The sequence below is a fragment of the Streptomyces sp. NPDC079167 genome, from assembly GCF_040686735.1.
GTDB lineage: Bacteria > Actinomycetota > Actinomycetes > Streptomycetales > Streptomycetaceae > Streptomyces.
Window position 1 is genome coordinate 38,347 of the sequence record NZ_JBFBLO010000020.1, and the last position, 18,081, is coordinate 56,427.

General features: G+C 71.2%; 15 protein-coding genes and 1 tRNA gene. 9 read left to right on the top strand and 7 right to left on the bottom strand.

The window, feature by feature from the left end; all coding sequences use genetic code 11:
- Window positions 1–95 precede the first annotated feature (95 nt).
- On the top strand, window positions 96–749 hold the full coding sequence (locus AB0P41_RS30645) for a TetR/AcrR family transcriptional regulator (protein ID WP_356715709.1): 654 nt from the start codon (window positions 96–98) through the stop codon (window positions 747–749).
- A 50-nt stretch (window positions 750–799) separates the two neighbouring features.
- Here AB0P41_RS30645 and AB0P41_RS30650 read toward each other — a convergent pair whose 3' ends face one another.
- On the bottom strand, window positions 800–997 hold the full coding sequence (locus AB0P41_RS30650; RefSeq protein WP_365935366.1) for a hypothetical protein: 198 nt from the start codon (window positions 995–997) through the stop codon (window positions 800–802).
- 80 nt (window positions 998–1,077) lie between these two features.
- Here AB0P41_RS30650 and AB0P41_RS30655 point away from each other — a divergent pair, with 80 nt between their 5' ends.
- Together AB0P41_RS30655 and AB0P41_RS30660 are read left to right on the top strand one after the other, a co-directional pair.
- Window positions 1,078–1,473 (top strand): hypothetical protein, encoded by a 396-nt coding sequence (locus AB0P41_RS30655; RefSeq protein ID WP_365935368.1) that lies wholly within the window; start codon window positions 1,078–1,080, stop codon window positions 1,471–1,473.
- Between the two features lie 153 nt (window positions 1,474–1,626).
- Window positions 1,627–4,335 (top strand): DUF6185 family protein, encoded by a 2,709-nt coding sequence (locus AB0P41_RS30660; RefSeq protein ID WP_365935466.1) that lies wholly within the window; start codon window positions 1,627–1,629, stop codon window positions 4,333–4,335.
- A gap of 543 nt (window positions 4,336–4,878) precedes the next feature.
- Here AB0P41_RS30660 and AB0P41_RS30665 read toward each other — a convergent pair.
- Window positions 4,879–5,574, bottom strand: a complete 696-nt coding sequence (locus AB0P41_RS30665) for an alpha/beta hydrolase (protein WP_365935369.1) — start codon at window positions 5,572–5,574, stop codon at window positions 4,879–4,881.
- Window positions 5,575–5,650: 76 nt separating this feature from the next.
- Between AB0P41_RS30665 and AB0P41_RS30670 the strand changes: the two genes are divergently transcribed.
- Entirely contained in the window at window positions 5,651–6,211 is a 561-nt protein-coding gene (locus AB0P41_RS30670; RefSeq protein WP_365935371.1) for a TetR/AcrR family transcriptional regulator, read from the top strand.
- Window positions 6,212–6,551: 340 nt separating this feature from the next.
- Here the strand turns inward: AB0P41_RS30670 and AB0P41_RS30675 are convergent.
- Window positions 6,552–6,625: transfer RNA gene (locus AB0P41_RS30675), tRNA-Pro, on the bottom strand.
- 48 nt (window positions 6,626–6,673) lie between these two features.
- On the bottom strand, window positions 6,674–9,328 hold the full coding sequence (locus AB0P41_RS30680) for an AAA family ATPase (protein WP_365935373.1): 2,655 nt from the start codon (window positions 9,326–9,328) through the stop codon (window positions 6,674–6,676).
- Between the two features lie 107 nt (window positions 9,329–9,435).
- On the opposite strand from AB0P41_RS30680, the gene AB0P41_RS30685 reads away from it, so the two are divergent.
- From AB0P41_RS30685 to AB0P41_RS30695, 3 genes are all read left to right on the top strand, one after another.
- Window positions 9,436–9,978 carry a DUF309 domain-containing protein gene (locus AB0P41_RS30685; RefSeq protein ID WP_365935375.1) on the top strand — a complete coding sequence of 181 codons (543 nt, stop codon included), beginning with the start codon at window positions 9,436–9,438 and terminating at the stop codon, window positions 9,976–9,978.
- Between the two features lie 105 nt (window positions 9,979–10,083).
- Complete coding sequence (locus AB0P41_RS30690; RefSeq protein WP_356715627.1) at window positions 10,084–10,506, top strand: DUF350 domain-containing protein; 423 nt, start codon at window positions 10,084–10,086, stop codon at window positions 10,504–10,506.
- 60 nt (window positions 10,507–10,566) lie between these two features.
- Entirely contained in the window at window positions 10,567–10,926 is a 360-nt protein-coding gene (locus AB0P41_RS30695) for a hypothetical protein (protein ID WP_365935377.1), read from the top strand.
- Window positions 10,927–10,944: 18 nt separating this feature from the next.
- On the opposite strand, the gene AB0P41_RS30700 is transcribed toward AB0P41_RS30695, so the two are convergent.
- The 3 genes from AB0P41_RS30700 to AB0P41_RS30710 are packed head-to-tail and all read right to left on the bottom strand — an operon-like array spanning window position 10,945 to window position 15,115.
- Window positions 10,945–12,216, bottom strand: a complete 1,272-nt coding sequence (locus AB0P41_RS30700; RefSeq protein WP_365935378.1) for an FAD/NAD(P)-binding oxidoreductase — start codon at window positions 12,214–12,216, stop codon at window positions 10,945–10,947.
- Window positions 12,213–13,634 (bottom strand): FAD-dependent oxidoreductase, encoded by a 1,422-nt coding sequence (locus tag AB0P41_RS30705; protein WP_365935380.1) that lies wholly within the window; start codon window positions 13,632–13,634, stop codon window positions 12,213–12,215. The genes AB0P41_RS30700 and AB0P41_RS30705 overlap by 4 nt, the downstream gene beginning before the upstream one ends.
- Complete coding sequence (locus AB0P41_RS30710; RefSeq protein WP_356715620.1) at window positions 13,631–15,115, bottom strand: FGGY family carbohydrate kinase; 1,485 nt, start codon at window positions 15,113–15,115, stop codon at window positions 13,631–13,633. The genes AB0P41_RS30705 and AB0P41_RS30710 overlap by 4 nt, the downstream gene beginning before the upstream one ends.
- 323 nt (window positions 15,116–15,438) lie before the next feature.
- On the opposite strand from AB0P41_RS30710, the gene AB0P41_RS30715 reads away from it, so the two are divergent.
- Together AB0P41_RS30715 and AB0P41_RS30720 are read left to right on the top strand one after the other, a co-directional pair.
- Window positions 15,439–16,446 carry a hypothetical protein gene (locus tag AB0P41_RS30715; RefSeq protein WP_365935382.1) on the top strand — a complete coding sequence of 336 codons (1,008 nt, stop codon included), beginning with the start codon at window positions 15,439–15,441 and terminating at the stop codon, window positions 16,444–16,446.
- A 98-nt stretch (window positions 16,447–16,544) separates the two neighbouring features.
- The gene (locus AB0P41_RS30720) at window positions 16,545–18,074 is read left to right on the top strand and encodes an amino acid permease (RefSeq protein WP_365935384.1); all 1,530 of its coding nucleotides are present in this window, start codon (window positions 16,545–16,547) and stop codon (window positions 18,072–18,074) included.
- Window positions 18,075–18,081: the final 7 nt, after the last annotated feature.

Genomic DNA, 18,081 nt, shown 5'->3' on the forward strand with positions numbered 1-18,081 from the left:
GAGTACCGGACGATACCCTACGGTATCGAAAGGGTCGGGCTGGTACCGTGAGAGGGGTCGTGAACGGACGATCGACCGGAGCGGACGGAGTGGCCATGGCATCGACCCCCGGAAGGCCGAGCAGAGTGGCGAAGCTGCCGCCTCGTGAGCGCATTCTCGACGCGGCCGAAGAGCTCTTCCAGCGGGAAGGGATCCGGCAGGTCGGGGTCCAGACCATCGCCGACAAGGCCGAGACCACCAAGATGGCGATCTACCGGCACTTCGAGACCAAAGACGCACTGGTCGCGGAGTGGCTGCGGATCGTCGCCGCGGACTATCGGGCGGCCTTCGACCGCGTGGAAACGGAATACCCCGACCGGCCCGAGGAGCAGATTCTGGGCCTGGCCCGCTTCATCGCCGAGGGACTGCCGGGGATCTCGTACAGGGGCTGCCCGTTCATCAACTCGCTCGCCGAGTTGCCCGACCGCCTTCATCCAGCACGGCAAGTGATCGAGGACCACAAGGCCCACCAGGCCCGCAGGCTGATCGGCATGTGCACCCAGGCCCAGATGTCCGACCCCGAACAGGCCGCGGCCGAGATCACCTTCGCACTCGAAGGGGCGCAGGTCAGCACACAGAACGGAAGCATCAATCAGACGGGAGACCGCCTGATGAAGATCGTCGAAGGAATCGTGGACCGGCACCGCGGGCGTCGTTGGGGAGTTACGGACAACCAGACCCGTCGAAATCGGGCGCGCATGTGTCCGTAACTCCCCAACGATCTGCGGCGCCGACCGGCCTTTCGGCACCCCGACGGCGACTACGCGATCACAGCGATCGACTCCGCCAGGAGCACATGGGTGTCATCGACGATGCCGACTTTCACCAGGTTCTGGCGGACGTGCGTACCACGGTCTCCGAGGAAGACCTCCCCGATGTTCTTGCGGCCGTCGTCGGACGGAACCCTGACGGCACCACCGTGGACCACCCGCGAACGCTCCAGCCTGTGGACGGGCAAAAGACACCGGTATCGGATGCCCAAGGGAGCTCCTCAGCACGTACGATCCACTGCCGTCCAGCCAAGGAGGACCGACCGGCTTGAGGACACAGATCAAGGTGACCGAGGTCAAAGGGGCGTTCCACACCCGCTTCACATCGGTTCAGACCGACCTGATGCTCGAGGCGCTGCGGACGCTCCAGGGGTGGGGATACTCCGACGAGGCCCTCGCCGTACAGCTGAACGCGGATCCGGAGGAGATCGCCCTTCTCACCGAAAGACTCAAGGGTGATCACAGAACCACCCGTGACTTCGCCCTGACCGCGCGCGAACTGCACGTCATCCACTCGGCGCTGACCGCGGTGGCCACGACGTTCATCTCCAGCGGCGGGTTCTCCGAAGAGGGGTTCCACAACAGGACAAGCTTCTTCAGGGAGAACTTCGACGCGATGGCGTTGAGCATCGTCAGGGCTGTCGACGAAGCGACGACACCGTAGGTGACGTGGTCGGTGGACCGCACTCTCTCCAGGAGTGCGGCCCACCTGCATCGCGGCCGTCTGCGTCACGTACCCGGCCCGCAGTTGGACCCGGGCCTTGGTGGTGCCGTGGTAGCGGCAGCGCCGCATCCGGTGCCCGTGACGATCTCGTCGATGGTGCCCTCCCGCCGGCGTACCGGGAAACTGCAAGGTCCCCGGCAGAGTCAAGCTAGCTCGGAATCGGAAAAAGACGACGCTCCCGGCGGGCTCCTCGATCATCATGGAGGGCGACAACCACGTTACGAGGGAGGCGGGTTGAGGGCGTGCGCGATCGTACTCCTGGCTCTGCTGCTCGGGGGCCTCGCCCTGCCCGGCCAGGTCGCTCGGGCGTCGGACGATCCCTGCGGAACGGGGAGTCTCACCGAGGCCCAGGTGAGCACCTCTCTGCAGCTGGAGCATGAACGCCGTACCCAGACCAAGCTGGTCAGCCGGCTCACGGTGCGAGTTCCCTCCGCGTGGCAGCACGCGACCGGGCTGCTCCTAGGTGAAGATTCTGGGGCATATCGACAGGCGATGCGGTGTCTGCTGAGAGGGAGGGAGACCCAATACGAGTGGTGGACCGAGTGGCGTTCCCGCGCTCCACGCGTCACGGAGGAGAAGGGTGTCGTGGAGGTCCGGGTGGACACCTACGCCTGGGCGGACGGCACCGGAGTGAAGTATTTCGGGCCATGGGACGTCGAGATCGGCAAGAACCACTGGCGTGTTCGCCTCAACCCCGCCGACGCCCTGCGCCGCGCACGATGGACCTCCGTCGTGTTGGATCCGGGCTCCGCCAGCGCTCTCACAGCCAGTCCCCGCCCGACCGGCGGCAAAGGGGACACGGGCCTGCTCTGGCAGCCAAAGCGTCAGGCCATGCCGACAGTCGACGTGCGCATCGATCCCGCTTGGCAGCGCTCATGGGCGGCACAAGGCGACCGGCTCCGCTTCCTCGGCGTCGGCACCGCCGGCCAACTGCTCTGGGAGAGTTCCCTGGCCGTCCTGTTGCTCGCTGCCGCGCGCCGGACCAGACGGGCCGCCGGCCCGCTGACGGCGGACGAGACGGCGCAGCTCGGCACCGTGACCCGATGGGCGTGGGTGTTCCTCGCGATCAGCGTGGTGAACACCGGGGAGAACCTCCTCTACCGCGTGCTGGCCGAGTCCTTCCACGACGGCTGGGCCTCGTGGCAGGCACGCCACGGTCTGGTCGCCAGTCTCTTCATCGGTTGGACACTGCTGCTCTTCGGCCGTCCGCGGCGGACCGTCCATGTGGCCGGCGCGGTCCTCACCGTGCCCGCGCTGGCCGTGGCGGCCCGGCCCGAGAGCTTCGGGCTCCCCGTGCGCCTCTTCCTCCCGGAGGACGCCCCCGACCGGGCTGTCGTCTCGCTCTTCACGTCGGCCGGTTGCGCCTTTGGTCTCCTGCTCCTGGGTACGGTGGCCACCGGGTGGCACCTGTCCCGCGCGGCCGGGCTGATCAAGGGCCGCCCGTCCGGGATTCCGGGCGCACCGGGAATCCCGCGCGAGCTGCGACTGCGCCACGCGGTACCGACTCTCGTCCTCGCCGTCGTCGTGATCGGCCTGTGTCTGTGGTTCACCAGCGAACGGGACTGGCAGCGTGCGTCCTGGCTGAGCGCGCACGGTGACCCGGCCTACGGAACCGCTCACCTGGAGGCCCTGCGGAACGAGTTGACCTGGTTCGCCGACACCAGCAAGGATTGGTGGCTCGGTTACGACTGGATTCTCGTCGGCCTGGCCATCCTCACCGTACTGCGGGCCCGGACACACCGCCCTGCTGCCTCGGCGCACAGCCCCGGCCCCGCCGAGGAGTTGTGGCTGCTCCTCTTCTTCCCGGTCATGGTCGGCATGGGCCTCGGCTGGTTCACCGGCAACGGCGCGCTGAGCTGGCTGTGGCTCTTCGTGAACCTCGGTGCCCTGTGGTTGGGCCTGGCCCTGGGCAAGGACCGAGCCGTGCTCGACCGACTGCTGCAGCGCTCCGGGACTCCACTCGGCAAGGCTCTGGACGAGGCTCGCCGTCACGACCTGCTCGACAGGGCCCGCAGGTTCCGGGAGGTGCACGCCAAGCTTCGCCGCCTCGACCAGGGCCAGTCCGACGATGAGGTTCACAGCCGTCGCGCCTATGAACGGGAACTGCGCGGCCTCCATCACTGGCGGACGCCATCGGGTGCCGCCGACAGGCTTCCTGCCGACGTCTCCGTCGTCGATGCCGCCCTCGCGCTGGGGCCCCGTACGACCTGGTGGGAGAACGGCTGCCGAGCCGCCGTGCTCGCCGGGGGCATCGGACTGCCGGTAAGCGCCCTCATGGTTTGGTCCGAGCAGCTCAGGGGTGAGTTCCTGACCTCGACCCTCTATGACCGCTACGGCCTTCCCAGCATTCTCATGAACCTTGTCTACTGGGAGGTGGCCTGGGCCGGCGCCGGCTTCCTGCTCGGTGCGTTCTGGCGACGGCTTCCCGGACGCCGGGGCCCGGCGCGCAGCCTACCGATCACGGCCGCGTTCGCGCTACCGATAGGAATTGACGCCGTCGGCAACTGGATCACACGGGAGGGGCAGTCCAACCTGGCCCTGTCCGCCGCGGCCATGCTCCTGGTCATGACCCTGACCGGCATGGCCATCGACCTCAGTACCTTCCAAGGTGAGCGCCGGTACTGGCAGAGCCGCTTCGGATTGCTGCTCTCGATCTATCAGATGCGCTACTTCTCCTTGCAGATGGCATATCTGTTCGCCCAGCTCATCGCCTTCCTCACCCTGTGGCAGTTCTTCACGGGCAGTGGAGGACCCCCTGAACCACCGGGAGCCGGTACACCAGGGGGCACGGCGGGCAACTGAGGCATCCCGTGCCGCCCCTGGAGGGTGATCGGAAAGTACGCGTGGGGCAAAGACAGCCCTCAAGGAGACCGGCTTCCGGCGCGACGACGGCGCTCCGCCCTGGCCCGGTCGGCATGAAGCCGCAGAACACCAGCTCAACCAGCTCCGGATCACGCATCCAACGCAATTCCCGCGTTGGACGAGTAGTAGAAGTGGACCGGGCACATCCGCCGTACGCCGTGCTCGATGCGACGGGGGCCGAGGCCGAGCCGTCACCGCGTTTCTGCGGGACCCGGCGCTTGGGGATCCCAGCCCGCTGACCTGCCGCAGCTACGGCTACGGGGATGCTGGGTGGTTCCGCCTGCTTCTCCGCACCAGTCAAGTCGTCGGCCGTCTCGGGGTCTCCGTGGTACTCGCCGAAAATCAGGCGGATACGGTTGAGCAGCAGGCCTTCGACGTCCTGCCCGTTGTAGGCCAGGTAGGCCCTTGGCAGCAGTTCTTCCTCGGCACTCACGACGGTCTCCTGGGCTGCTGGTCGTCGGCCCGGCTCGTCTGCGGCTGCCGTCACACGCTCAGCAGCACGTCCCGGACCGCGGCGGGCTGGGACAGGAACGGGTGGTGGCCGGCGTCGAGTTCAACGACGCTGTCGGCCCGGCGGGCGAACTCACGCTGCAGCCGCGGCGGGGTGCCCCGGTCCTGGGCGCAGACGAGGTACGTAGAGGGCAACTGCTGCCATGCGGCCCCCCTGACCGGCTGCCCGGTCACCTGCACGCTCTGCCGGGCGAGGTGGGCCGCCGCCTGCGCCTGGACCTCGGGGTCGCAGTCCTGCAGGAATGTATCCACGAGCAGCTCGGGGCGGACCCCGAATGTGCCGGTGTCTGGGTCAACGTCGAGAAACGGGGCGGGGCCGCCGTCCCCGAACTCCGACAGGCTCTGGCCGACCTCGGGCAGGTAGCTGGAGACCAGCAGCAGGTGGCGCACCGACCCGATGCCCGCGGCGGCTTCCGCGGTGATGATGCCGCCGTAGCTGTGGGCGACCACGATGGTCGGCTCGTCGCTGTCCTGCAGCACCTGCCGCACCGCGGCAACGTCCTCGGGCAGGCCCGGACCGCCGACGCCGCCGGGCAGGCCCGCCTCGCCGCAGCTCGGCAGCGCCGGGGCCACGCTCGGCACCCCTCGCTCCTGCAGCAGCCCGGCGGTGCGGTGCCACCACCACGACCCGTCCCGCACGCACGCCCCATGCACGAACACGACCCTCATCGCTTCCTCCACGTCCGCCGTGACTGCTCCCCTGCCGACGATAGACGTAGTAGCCGTTACGTGAAAAAGTAGGGCCGTGGGTAGACGACCGGAACCGCACATCAAGAAGAGGCTGCTCGATGCCTGCGCTGATCACGCCCTGGCGCACGGGCTCCCCGACCGGCTCGAGCCGCTGGCCACCGCCACCGGCACCTCAGCCCGCATGCTGATTTATCACTTCGGCACCCGCGACGCGCTGCTGCGGGCCGTCCTCGGGCACGCACGGCAACGTCAGCTCGACACATTCGGCGACCTCCTGCGGGTGCGACCCGGCGAGCCCTACACGGCCACCCTGAACCGCGCCTGGACTTCCATCAGCGGCCCGAACGGGCAGCCGTACCTGCGGATGTTCGGTCAGCTGCGCGAGAGTGCGGAGCAGCAGTTGTGGCCCAACTTCCGGCGCACCGCGACGACCGACTGGCTCGGGCCGCTTGAGGACGGCCTGCGCAGCATCGGTCGGCCGGATCTCGCGACGCTCGTTCTCGCTGTCATCCGTGGTCTTCTCATGGACCTCGACGCCACCGGCGACACCACCCGCACCGACCGGGCCTTCCGCGACTTCCTCGGTGTGGTCGAGCACCTGTCAACCGCCCGTTGAGCAGTGCGGCCCCCTTAGCGTCGCCAGCCCATGGGAGGGGAAATGGTCCATCGTGGGGAGCACCTGCCAGGCCAGGTGCCCGGCTTGGCTCTTCCGTCTCCCATATCGCCGAAGGCTTTTACGAGGTCACCACCACCGAAGAGGCCGCGGAAGCCCTGATCGAGCTGACGGCCGCCCACAGACCGACACCGAGTCGGAGATCGCGCACCCGCCCGCGTCACCGGTCATCATGACCCGCTGACACCGGTCAGGGAGGCTGGTCCCCAGCTGGCCCCCAAAAACGGCTCAGGGCCGGCATCAGATTTCTCCGATACCGGCCCTGACCTGCGACTGTCTCCAGTCGGGACGACAGGATTTGAACCTGCGACCCCTTGACCCCCAGTCAAGTGCGCTACCAAGCTGCGCTACGTCCCGATGCGATTCCCCCGGCTTCCCGGGTGACCGCGCAGGACAAACATTACCTCACTCCGAGGACCGCATCGACGCCCCTACCTGCTGCGCGCGGTTCGCCAGCCCCTCGGCGCCGCAGGCGGTGGCGAGCTTCTCGGCCCGGGCGAGCTCCTGCCGGGAGCGGATCGCGGTGCCGTACTCGAAGCGGGCCACGGCGTGCTCGTACGCCGACGAGGACGCCTCCAGGTGGCGTACGGAGTCGGCCAGCAGGTGGGTGGCCTCCTCCTCCGGTGCGAACAGGGCCACACAGCGCAGGGCCTCGCCGATCGCCGTGTCCGTGCCGAAGCGTTCCGCGTGGACGCGCGCCCCGGCGGCCAGCTGCGCGGCCCGCGCCGGGTCCGTGTCGGCGAGGGCGCGGGCGAGATCCCCGGCCCAGGGCGCCCAGACGCCGTTGAAGCGGCCCCGTGGCTCCAGTGCCGCTCCCGCCGCCTCCAGCTCGGCCACGGCCTCCTCCGTGCGTCCTTCGGCCAGCAGCAGCCGTCCGCGTACGCACGGGGCGTCCGGCAGAACCATCGCGCTGGGATACGGCGGACCGAAGTCGTACCGGTCGGCGATCAGCCGCGCCTCCGCCGTCCGGCCACGGGAGAGCAGGGTGTCGACGAGGAGACAGGTGGCGTCCCAGTGGACGGGCAGTCCGCTGCCGGCCCGGTCGGCCAGGCGCAGCCCTTCGCGCAGGAAGCCCTCCGCCTCGGCGAGACGGCCGCGTCTGCGGTGGACGAGGCCCAGGAGGGTGTGCGCGAACGCGAGGTGCGCACCGCTCCAGCCCGAGATCTCGAAGGCACGGACGGCCTCGCCGAAGAGTTCCTCCGCCCGGTCGAGCTGGTCGGTGAACGCGTAGGTGATGCCCACCATGGTGGGGAGTTCGAAGCCCCATTCGGAGTCCGTCCAGCCGAGTCCGCGTGCGGGCCTCCCGTCGACGAGGGCACGTTCGCAGAAGCCGACGACGAGCTGGGCGTTCTCGCCGCGGAGCATGGCGTCGAAGGCCCGCAGGGTGAGCAGGGCGCGCTCGGCGTTGTCGCGGCCCTTGAGGTGGTCCGCGTTGCGGGCGAGACGGGCCGACCGTGCGGGTCCGTCGTCCTCGGCGGCCTGCATGCCCTCCCAGAGGAAGTGCGCGGCCTGCAGACGCATCAGGCCTGGGCCGGGAGCGGTTCGCGAGGCCTCGGCCGCCAGCGAGAGCGCGGCGTCCTTGAGCTGGTTGTTGTGGGAGAGGGCGGAGGCGAGCCGGAAGGTGGCGTCGATGCGGAGCGTCTCGTCGAGCCCGGGTGTGTCGAGCGCCGCGCGCAGGTGCTGCACCGTGGTGGCGGGCGAGGAGAGCAGTGTGGCGCAGCCCAGTTCGTACAGCAGCGCCGCCCGGTCCTGGGGGCGCGGCGGTTCGTCCAGGGCGCGTTCGAGACAGCGCCTGGCGGCTTCCGGGGCGCCGACGGCGAGGTGCTGCCGTGCTGCCTCGCGGAGCTGTGCGACCAGCTCCTGGTCGTCGTCCGGGTGGACCTCGAGCAGATGGCGGGAGGCCGCGGCCGGCCCGAGCCCGGCCTGGGTGATCGCCCAGGCCGCCCGTCCGTGCATGGCGGTGCGGGTCGCCGGAGGGATCGAGCGGTAGACCGCGGTGGCGATGAGGGGGTGGACGAATTCCAGCGGGTCGAAACCGCTGACGATACGGGCGTCCCGCAGCCGGGCCGTGCAGTCGGCGGCCTCCGCCGAGCTCATTCCGGCCAGTGTCGCGGCTAGCTCCTGGGAGATCTCGGTGCCGAGCACGGCAGCGGCCCAGGCGAAGCGGTTGGCATTGGTGCCCAGGCGCTCCAGGCGGGCGACGAGCCCGCTGCCCCGGGCCGAGGCGCCGAGCTCGCGCAGGAGGCCGGCGGATTCCTCGACCGGCGCCAGTTCGCGGTCCTGCGCCTTGGCGACGAGTTCGACCGCTTCGTACGGGTTGCCTCCGGTGACGGCCCAGACCTCGCGGCAGAAGGGGTCGTCCGCGTGGTCACCCAGGCCGGCGCGCACCAGTTCGGCCGTGGCCTCGGGGGTGAGCGCGCGCAACGCGACCCGGGTCAGCGCCGGGTGACCGGTGGTGCTGCTCTCCTTGGTGCGGGCCATGGCCCAGTCGGCGTCGCGGTCGGCGAGCTCCTGGGGGCGGTGCGCCTGGACGACCAGCACCGGCAGTTCGGAGAGCCGCGCGGTGAAACCGGCGAGCCAGGCGAGGGATTCGCCGTCGGCCCAGTGCGCGTCGTCCACTATGAGGAGCAGCGGACGGTGGCTGAGGCGGGAGGCGAGCCGGGACACGACGTGGTCGAGGCCGTCCCTGACACCCTGTGGGTCGGGCTGCGGCCCGCTGGGATCGGCAAGGCCCAGTGCGGGTGCCGCGATCTCGAACCAGTCGCCGAACAGGGCGCGGGTCTCGTCGGCGGGGAACCGGGCCAGTGCGGGCTGGAGCAACTGGCGTACGACGTGGAACGGTACCGAGGTGACCGTCTCGCCTCCGCGCGCGGACCAGACGGTGCAGCGGTCGGCTGCCATGGCCTGGATCTCTCCGAGCAGCGCGGTCTTGCCGATGCCGGCCTCCCCACTGAACACCAGCAGTCCGCCGGCTGCTTGTCCGCCGCAGAGGGCGTCCAACGCCTTCGCGGCTGCGGCGAGTTCCGGTTCGCGCTCGTACAACGGCCGGGACGGCTTCATGCCTCCCCTTCCCAGGGTGGTTGCGGAGAGCACAGAGCCTAACCGTGCGCGGGTGCGTGAGAACAGGGTTCCCGCGGTTCTCCGCAGGTGCGAGGCACAATCGGGGGGTGGACGAATCTCGCAGGGACCGCGACGAGGAAGGGCGGGCGCGCAATGCGCGCCCCCGGGACGGGCTGGGGCGCCCCCTGCCCTACGGGGCTCCGGGGGTGGAGCGGCAGCCGGAGGGGGTGGTGCGCTCCCCCGACGAGACGGTGCGCGAGGCTCAGCGGCTGCTGGACGCGGGCATGCCGTTCCATGCCCATGAGGTGTTCGAGGACGCCTGGAAGTCGGGGCCGGACGCGGAGCGCGAGCTGTGGCGTGGCCTCGCGCAGATGGCGGTGGGGCTGACTCATGCCGCCCGGGGCAACACGGCGGGCGGGGCCCGGCTGCTGAGGAGGGGTGCGGCGGCCGTCGAGGGGTTCCGGGCGTCGGATCCGCACGGGATCGGGGTGGACGGGGTGATCGGCTGGGCGCGGGAGCTGGCGGGCCGGGTGGATCCCGCCCGTCCCGGGGGCGCGGACGGGTCCGGCGGTCCCCAGGAGGGCGCTCCGGCCGTGGACGCGGCCGCTGAGGCACCCCGGTTGCGGCCGGGACACCGGCCCGGGGAGTGAGAACACGAATGCGGTAGGTTTTGCTACTTCTTGACGGCGTGTCGATCACGCCGGTCACGTGCACGTTCCATTCTTCGACCACTCGCTCAGGAGACGGACGCCCCGATGACCGACATCATCAACGGCCTCGGCCGTGCCACCGCGTACGGGGCCCTCGGCGTCGTACTGCTCGTTCTCGGCATATTTCTGATCGACGCCCTGACACCGGGCAAGCTCGGGCGGCAGATATGGGAGGAGCGCAACCGCAACGCGGCTCTGCTCCTCAGCTCGGCGCTGCTGGGCATCGGCGGCATCGTTTTCACGTCGATCTGGACGACGTACGAGGATTTCGGCAAGGGGCTCGCCTCGACGGCCGCCTTCGGGCTGCTCGGTCTGATCATGATGGCGGTGGCCTTCCTCGTCGTCGACCTGGTCACGCCCGGAAAGCTGGGGGCCACGCTGGTGGAGCGGGAGCCGCACCCGGCGGTGTGGGTGACGGCGGCCTGCAATCTGGCGGTGTCCGCGATCGTGTCCGCGTCGATCGCCTGATCCCCCCGGGATCCCCGGTCCGGCGAACATCACGGTGCGCAGCCATTACGATCCGGCGTCATGAGCACTTCTGACCAGGACCAGGAACAGGACCACCTGCAAGAGCAGGACCAGGAGCCGGGCGAGAGCCCGGCGGCGATACCGGGGGCCGCGGCGCAGGGGCGGAGACTCACTCCGCGTCAGGCGCGGCGGCTGCGGATCGTGCTCTCCTCGGTGGGCATGGCGGCGATGGCCGTCGTCCTGGCTCTCCGGATCGCCAGCCGTTCGTCGGTCCTGGTCGTCGGGGTGTACGGGCTCGCGCTCATCCTCTGCGGTGTGGTGATCGAGCTCAGCAGGAACGGCCGCACCCGGCTCGGCAGCTGGCTGCTGGGCGTCGGCCTGGTGGCGGCCGTCGGCGCCGACTGGCTGCTCATTCCCTGAGCCGGTCCCGGCCTGCCGTCACAGCGCGCTGATCCGTACGGGCGGGCCGTCCGGGTCGACGTGGTCGGTCCAGCCGGCCGCCAGGTGGAACGGCCTGCCCGGGACGGCGGCCGACAGCAGCCGCTGCCGGTGGAGTTCGCGCCCGTCCTGCGAGACGACGAGCAGCGGCCGGGACAGCCGTCGCGCGGTGCGCAGGACGAACCGGTCCCCCTGCGGGCGCGCGCCCTGGGGGCCGGTCACGTTGGGGGCGATCCATCGCAGGGGAGCGTCGACGACCAGGGGCAGGCCACCGCCCGCCGGTTCGTCGGTGCCCGCCAGGCGGTGCAGCACGGGCACGGCCACGGCCCGCCCCTCCTGGGCCGCGAACTCCGCGCGCTCGACGGCGTGCAGCACGTTCCCGGCGGCGAAGACGCCCGGCCGGGAGGTGCGGAACGCGGAGTCGTACGCGGGTCCCCGGGTGCCCGGATCGAGGAGGATGCCACCGCGCCTGGCCAGTTCGTGGTCGGGTACGAAGTCGCCGGTCAGGACGACGGTGTCGCAGCGCAGCGTGGTGGTGCGGCCGTCGTCGTGCCGCAGGGCCACCCCGGAGAGCCGGGTCCTGCCCGTGAGCCCTGTGACGGTGGCGGCGGTGAGGAGCGGGGCGGGCCCGTTCCGCAGCCGGACGGGCCGGGGCGGCCGGTCGGTGACCATGGCGACGACGTGGACTCCGGCGGCGCGCAGGGTGGCGGCTGCCGCGTACCCGACGGGCTCGTCGCCGATGACGACGGCCCTGGTGCCGATCCGCTGTCCGAACAGATGGACGGCCTGCTGGAGTTCGCCGGTGGTGCAGACGCCGGGCGGCCGGGAGCCGGGGATCAGGCGGGCGCTGCGCGGCCGTTCGCGGGCGCCGGTGGCAAGGACGACGGCCCGGGCGGTGATCCGCTCGAGTCCCGCGGGTCCGGTGGTCTCGACGGTGCGGGGCCCGGCCCAGCCGGTGACGGTGACTCCGGTGCGCAGCTCGGCGCCCGCGCGCAGGGCGGCGGCCACACCGCGCCGGGCGTAGTCGGGTCCGGTCGTCCCTGCCCGGGCGTACGCGGATCCGGTGGCCGACGCCCAGGCGTGTGCGGCCCGTTCGATGCGTCCGCCGAATCCTCCGTGGTGGCAGTGGCGGGGGATCCCGCCCGCCTGCCGCTCGCGTTCCAGGATCTCCACCCGGCCCGCTCCCGCCGCGGCGAGCTCGGCTCCGGCCGCGAGGCCGGCGGGGCCTGCGCCGATGATCAGGACGTCGATGTCGCGTGGGTCTCCGGTCATGGCCGCGCCTCCTCGAACAGGGCGCGGACGGCGGCGCCGCAGTAGAAGCCCTGGCACCGGCCGCCACGGGCGCGGGTGCGGCGCCGCAGGCCGTCCAGGGAGTGCGGCGGGACGGTGGAGGACAGGGCGTCCCGGATCTCTCCGAGGGTGACCTGCTCGCAGTGGCAGACGAGGGTGCCGTACGCCGGGTCCCGGGCGATCAGGGCGGCGTCGCGGTAGGGGCGGGGGTGCGCCTCGCCGAGGCCGGGCATGGTGAGCGGCGGGAGCGGGCGGGGCTCGGTGAGGTCCAGGCCGGTGGCGGCCAGCAGGCCCGTGACGTGGCGGCCGATCGCCATGGACGCGGTGAGTCCGGTGGAGCGGATGCCGCCCACGGCGACGTAGCGCAGCTGGGGGTACTCCTGGATGCGGTAGTCCTCCTGCCCGGTGGCGGCGCGCAGGCCGGCGTAGACGGCTGTGACCTCCTCGTCGAGGAGCGCGGGCACGATGCGGTGGCCCTTCTCGCGCAGGAGGTCCAAGCCGTCGGCGGTGGACCCGGTGGCGGTCTTGTCGTCGAGTTCCTCGGCGGTGGGGCCGAGGAGGACGTTGCCGAAGACGGTCGGGGCGACCAGGACGCCCTTGCCCGCCGGGCCGGGGACCGGCAGGAGGATGTGCCCGACGAGTTCGCGGGCGAGCTTGTCGAAGACGATGAGCTGGCCTCGCCGAGGGGTGACGGTGAAGACGTCGTTGCCGAGGAGCCGGTCGATCTCGTCGGCGTACAGGCCGGCGGCGTTGACCAGGTGGCGGGTGCGCAGCGGGCCGCGCGAGGTGGTGAGCGTGTGGCCTCCGGCGTCGCTCACGACGTCCTGTACCCGGCAGTTCAAGTGCAGATGGACGCCTGCCCGTACGGCCTGGGTGGCGAAGGCGAGCGGGGTGGTCCACGGGCAGATGACGCTCTCGTCGGGGACTTCGAGGGCGCCGAGCGCCCCGGGGCCCAGATGCGGTTCGGCGGCCCGCAGCTCGTCGGCGCCGATGATGCGGGACGCGTGGTAGCCGTTGCGTTCGGCCTTGGCCCGCAGGCCGGGCAGTGCGGCGAGCTGGTCCTCGTCCCAGGCGACCAGAAGGGCACCGACCCGCTCGACCGGGATGCCGGTCTCAGCGGCGTAGTCGGCGAGGAGGTCCCGTCCCTCGCGTACGAGGCGGGCCTCGAGCGAGCCGGGGACGGCGTCGAAACCGGTGTGCAGGATCGCGGTGTTGGCCTTGGACGTGCCGTTGCCGATGTCGTCGGCGGCGTCGACGAGGGCGGTGCGCAGGCGGTAGCGGGCGAGTTCGCGGGCGATGGCCGTGCCCACGACTCCCGCGCCGATGACGGTCACGTCGTACGCGTCCTCCGCGTCCTGCCCCGTGGGCAGCGGGCCGGTGGTGGTGAGGGTGACGGTCATGCGCGCTCCAGGAGGCTGTCCACCGCGGAACGGAAGCCGGCGAGGCGCTCCGACGCCTCTTCGGGGCGGATACGTGGTTCGTACACGGCGGAGGGCCGCCACTCCGGAGTGGCGCTGCCCGGCGCCAGCCGCGGGTCGAGCCCGAGCCGGGCCACGACGCCGGCGCCGAGCGCGGTCACGTCGGGCAGCGCCGACACCTCGACCGGCCGCTGCAGCAGGTCCGCCTGGGTCTGCATGAGGAGGGAGGAGCGGGTCAGGCCGCCGTCGACCCGCAGCGCGGTCAGCGGGGCCTCCAGGTCGGCGGCGACGGCGTCCGCCAGGGCGACGACCTGTGCGGCGATGCCCTCGCAGAGGGCACGGACCAGGTGGCCCGCGGTGGTGTCGAGGCCGAGACCGGTGACGGAGCCGCGCAGGTCGCTGCGCCACCAGGGCGCGGCGAGGCCCGCGAGGGCGGGGACGAAGGTGACTCCCCCGGTGCTGTCGACCGAGGCGCCCACCGGGTCTAGGTCCGCGGCTCCTGAGATCACCCCGAGGTCGGTGAGCCACCGTACGGCCGAGGCCGCCGTGTAGACCTGTCCGTCGAGGCAGTAGTCCGTCCGCCCGCCGAGGCGCCAGGCGACACAGCTGACCAGGCCGGTGGAGCCGGTGCTGGGCCGGCGGCCGGTCTGGGCGAGGAGGAACGCCCCGGTGCCGTAGGTGCATTTGGCCTGGCCGGGTTCGAGTGCGTTCTGCGCCAGCAGTGCGGCCTGCTGGTCGACGAGAAGGCCCGTGAGGGGGACTTCCCCGCCGAACGCGGTGGTGGTGCCGACCGGTCCGGCGCAGTCGACGACCGTGGGCAGCCGTTCGTCGGACAGTCCGAAGATCTTCAGGGCGTCGGGGGACCAGCCGACGTCGTGAAGGCCGAGCAGCTGGGTGCGTCCCGCGGTGGCCGCGTCGGTGACGAAGGCTCCGGTGAGCTGGTGGACCAGCCAGGAGTCGCTGGTCGTGACGACACCCTCCCGGGTCAGCTCACGGCGGATCCACGCCATCTTGGGCGCGGCGAAGTACGGATCGAGCGGCAGCCCGGTGAGGCGCTTCAGCTCGTCACCGTGTGCGGCGAGGGCGCCGCAGATCCCCTCCGCACGCCGGTCCTGCCAGACGACGGCCTCGGTGAGCGGCCGGCCGGTCGCGGGGTCCCAGGCCAGCACCGTCTCGCCCTGGTTGGCCAGTCCGACGGCCGCCACGGGTTCGGCGGCGTCCGCGACCGCCTGCCGGCCGGCGTCGAGAACCGACCCGATCAGCTGGGCGGGGTCGGCCTCCACGAGGCCTCCGGCGCCGTACCGCGGGCGTACGGGTGCGGAACCGGAACCGATCACACCGCGCTCGGGACAGATCACCAGCGCCTTGGTCCCGGACGTCCCCTGGTCGATGGCGAGCACCGGCTTCGTCAACGCACGCTCCAGCCGTGCCGGCCGCCCGGATCCGGGCGGAATCGTGATCATCTGATCCCTGCGCCCACAGTCGTGCAGACCACGCCCTGCGTCAACCCCCTCCGGACCATCCTGCCCGGGGCCGCCAGAAGACATCAACGTCCTGCCGGAGTCAGCTACTTGAGTAAGATCCGCACAGTCGTGGGAAGACATGCGCGCGGCGCTCTACACTCACGGCCGAGTGAACAACCGGACGATGACCACCGGTAGTTCATGACCGAAGCGCCCAACCCCCCACGTTTCTTGAGGATTCATGACGAGAAGAATCTGTGCCGCGCCGCTGTGCCCGGCTCACCGCCCCGCCCTCACCACGCGTTCAGGGGCGGGGCGCCTGCATGGCTACCGGTGACTTCCGGCCGGTCTACCACCCCGCGGGGCACGATCACGCCTTGCGTGCGGCCTTGCAGGACCTGCGCACCGGCCGTTGGCTCGCCATGCGGAATCTGCTGGAGAGCACACCGGACTGGACGTTGTGGACCCAGCGGACCCAGGTCCTCGCGGCCGTGGCGGCGGGATCCGACACGGTGCACGCCTGGCTGGCCGAGGAGCCCCGGAGCGTGGCGGCGGCGGTGATGCACGCCCGGGTGACGGTGGAACGCGCCGTCCGCGCCCACCGGGAGAGACACCGAAGAGCCCAGGAACTGTGGCAGGAGGCGTGGGAGGGGTGCCGCTCCGCCGCGCACGCCTCGCCCGCGGATCCTGTGCCGTGGGTCTGTCTCCTCGCCCTGTCCCAGCTCGACGAGGGGCAGCGCCTGGAGGAGCACCGCCTGCTGCCGCCGGGCCCGATGCTGTTCCCGGGGCCGTGGGGTCTGCTGGCGGAGGCGGACAAGCGCGATCCGTTCAATCGTGAGGCCTACCACCGGATGCTGCAGTTCGTCTACGCGCGACAGCCGGGCGGCACGCTCTCCGAGGCGGTCAACTTCGTCCAGTGGGCCGCCTCCTCCGCCCCGGAGGGCTCCGCGCTCCATGTGCTGCCGCTGTACGTCCGGGTGGAGCGCTACCGGCGCGACCACGGCAACGAGCGGGCGCTCGACCTGCACTGGGTCACCGAGGACGGCGAGCGGGACGCCCGGCGCGCCCTGCGCATCTGGTTCGACGCGGCCGACCCGGCCGCCCGGTCCCTGCTCGACCTCAATCACCTGGCGCACGCGCTGTGGGGCTCGCTCCGGTTCGCCGACGCCGCCCCGGTGTTCCGGGCGATGGGCCCGTACTACACGTCCGTCCCCTGGGCCCACCGCACCCGTGCACCGCAGGATCCGGCCGGTGCCGAGGATGTCTTCCTCCGGGCCCGCAGCCGCTGTCTGGCAGCCGGGCCCGAGCCCGGGAGGGAGCCGCACGGCTGACGGCCGGTGCTCCTCCGATGAGAGACAGCGCGCCTGGTGGCCGCTGCTCCGCCGCACGACTTTCCCGTCCCCCTTCCCCCCACCTGGAGGTCGTCTCCATGTCCATATCCGCCTCGACCCCGTCGAGCACGGAGCCCACGCCGCACCAGGACGAGGAGCAGCGGCTGCGCGAGCTCGGCTATCAGCCGGTGCTGGCTCGTCGCATGGGCGGCTTCGGCAATTTCGCGATCAGCTTCTCTGTCATCTCGATCCTCTCCGGCTGCATGACGCTGTACGGCTTCGGCATGTCGACCGGCGGCCCGTCGGTGATGCTCTGGGGCTGGGCCGGCGTCGGCCTGTTCGTGCTCTGCGTGGGCATGGCCCTGGCCGAGGTCACCAGCGCGTACCCCACGTCCGGGGCCCTCTATTACATGGCCGACCGGCTCGGTGGCCGTAAGTGGGGCTGGTACACGGGGTGGCTGAACCTGCTCGGTCTGCTGGGCGCGATCGCCGGCATCGACTACGGGGCGGCGCTGTTCACGGGCGCTCTGCTCAACCTGCAGTGGGGGTTCGATCCCACCCCCGGCTCCACGATGGTGATCTTCCTCTGCATCCTGCTGCTGCACGCCGTGCTGAACCTCTTCGGGGTGCGCCTGGTCAGTATCCTCAACTCGATCAGCGTCTGGTGGCACCTGGCCGGTGTCGCGGTGATCGTGACGGTGCTGGCGATCGTGCCCGCGAACCACCAGTCGCCGTCCTTCGTCTTCACCGAGTTCGTCAACGACACGGGCTGGGAGAACCCCATCTATGTGGCGGCGATCGGTCTGCTCCTGGCGCAGTACACCTTCTGCGGTTACGACGCCTCGGCCCACCTGTCCGAGGAGACCTCGAACGCTTCGGTGACGGCGGCCAAGGGCATCGTCCGCGCGATCTGGGTCTCGTGGATCGCCGGCTTCGTCCTCCTGGCAGGACTGACCTTCGCCATCCAGGACTACGCGGGCACCCAGAACAGTGCCACCGGGGTGCCGCCCGCGCAGATCCTCATCGACTCGCTGGGGACTGCGGGCGCCACGGCCATGCTGCTGATCGTCATCGCGGCCCAGCTGTTCTGCGGCAACGCGGAGGTGGCGGCGGCGAGCCGGATGGTCTTCGCCTTCAGCCGGGACAACGCGCTGCCGGGCTCGGCGCTGTGGCGCAAGGTGAGCGCGCGTACGCAGACCCCGGTGCCCGCCGTGTGGCTCTCCGTGGGTTTCGCCGCGCTGCTGGCGGTGCCGTCGCTGTACTCCGCGACCGCGTACGGCGCGGTCACTGCGATCAACGTCATCGGGATCACGCCCGCGTACGCCATTCCGATCTACCTGAAGCTGCGCGCCGGGGACCGCTTCCAGCGCGGCCCCTGGCACCTCGGCCGCTGGTCGAAGCCGATCGGCTGGATCGCCGTGGTGTGGGTCGCCGTGGTGACGGTGCTCTTCCTGCTGCCGCAGTCCTCGCCGGTGACGATCGACTCGATGAACTACGCGTCGATCGCCCTGGTCGCGGTGCTGGCCCTGGCCACGGTGTGGTGGTTCGTCGCGCGCCGTTCGTACAGCACGCCGGCCGCGTACGGGAACGCCCGTGAGCAGGCGGAGATCGCCGAGGGCATCATCTGACACCCGC

Excerpts from the sequence above, each read along its gene's own strand:
- AB0P41_RS30645 (WP_356715709.1), top strand. The coding sequence starts at position 96 with ATGGCATCGACCCCCGGAAGGCCGAGCAGAGTGGCGAAGCTGCCGCCT.
- AB0P41_RS30660 (WP_365935466.1), top strand. The coding sequence starts at position 1,627 with ATGGTGCCCTCCCGCCGGCGTACCGGGAAACTGCAAGGTCCCCGGCAG.
- AB0P41_RS30665 (WP_365935369.1), bottom strand. The coding sequence starts at position 5,574 with ATGAGGGTCGTGTTCGTGCATGGGGCGTGCGTGCGGGACGGGTCGTGG.
- AB0P41_RS30680 (WP_365935373.1), bottom strand. The coding sequence starts at position 9,328 with ATGAAGCCGTCCCGGCCGTTGTACGAGCGCGAACCGGAACTCGCCGCA.
- AB0P41_RS30690 (WP_356715627.1), top strand. The coding sequence starts at position 10,084 with ATGACCGACATCATCAACGGCCTCGGCCGTGCCACCGCGTACGGGGCC.
- AB0P41_RS30695 (WP_365935377.1), top strand. The coding sequence starts at position 10,567 with ATGAGCACTTCTGACCAGGACCAGGAACAGGACCACCTGCAAGAGCAG.
- AB0P41_RS30700 (WP_365935378.1), bottom strand. The coding sequence starts at position 12,216 with ATGACCGGAGACCCACGCGACATCGACGTCCTGATCATCGGCGCAGGC.
- AB0P41_RS30705 (WP_365935380.1), bottom strand. The coding sequence starts at position 13,634 with ATGACCGTCACCCTCACCACCACCGGCCCGCTGCCCACGGGGCAGGAC.
- AB0P41_RS30710 (WP_356715620.1), bottom strand. The coding sequence starts at position 15,115 with ATGATCACGATTCCGCCCGGATCCGGGCGGCCGGCACGGCTGGAGCGT.
- AB0P41_RS30715 (WP_365935382.1), top strand. The coding sequence starts at position 15,439 with ATGGCTACCGGTGACTTCCGGCCGGTCTACCACCCCGCGGGGCACGAT.
- AB0P41_RS30720 (WP_365935384.1), top strand. The coding sequence starts at position 16,545 with ATGTCCATATCCGCCTCGACCCCGTCGAGCACGGAGCCCACGCCGCAC.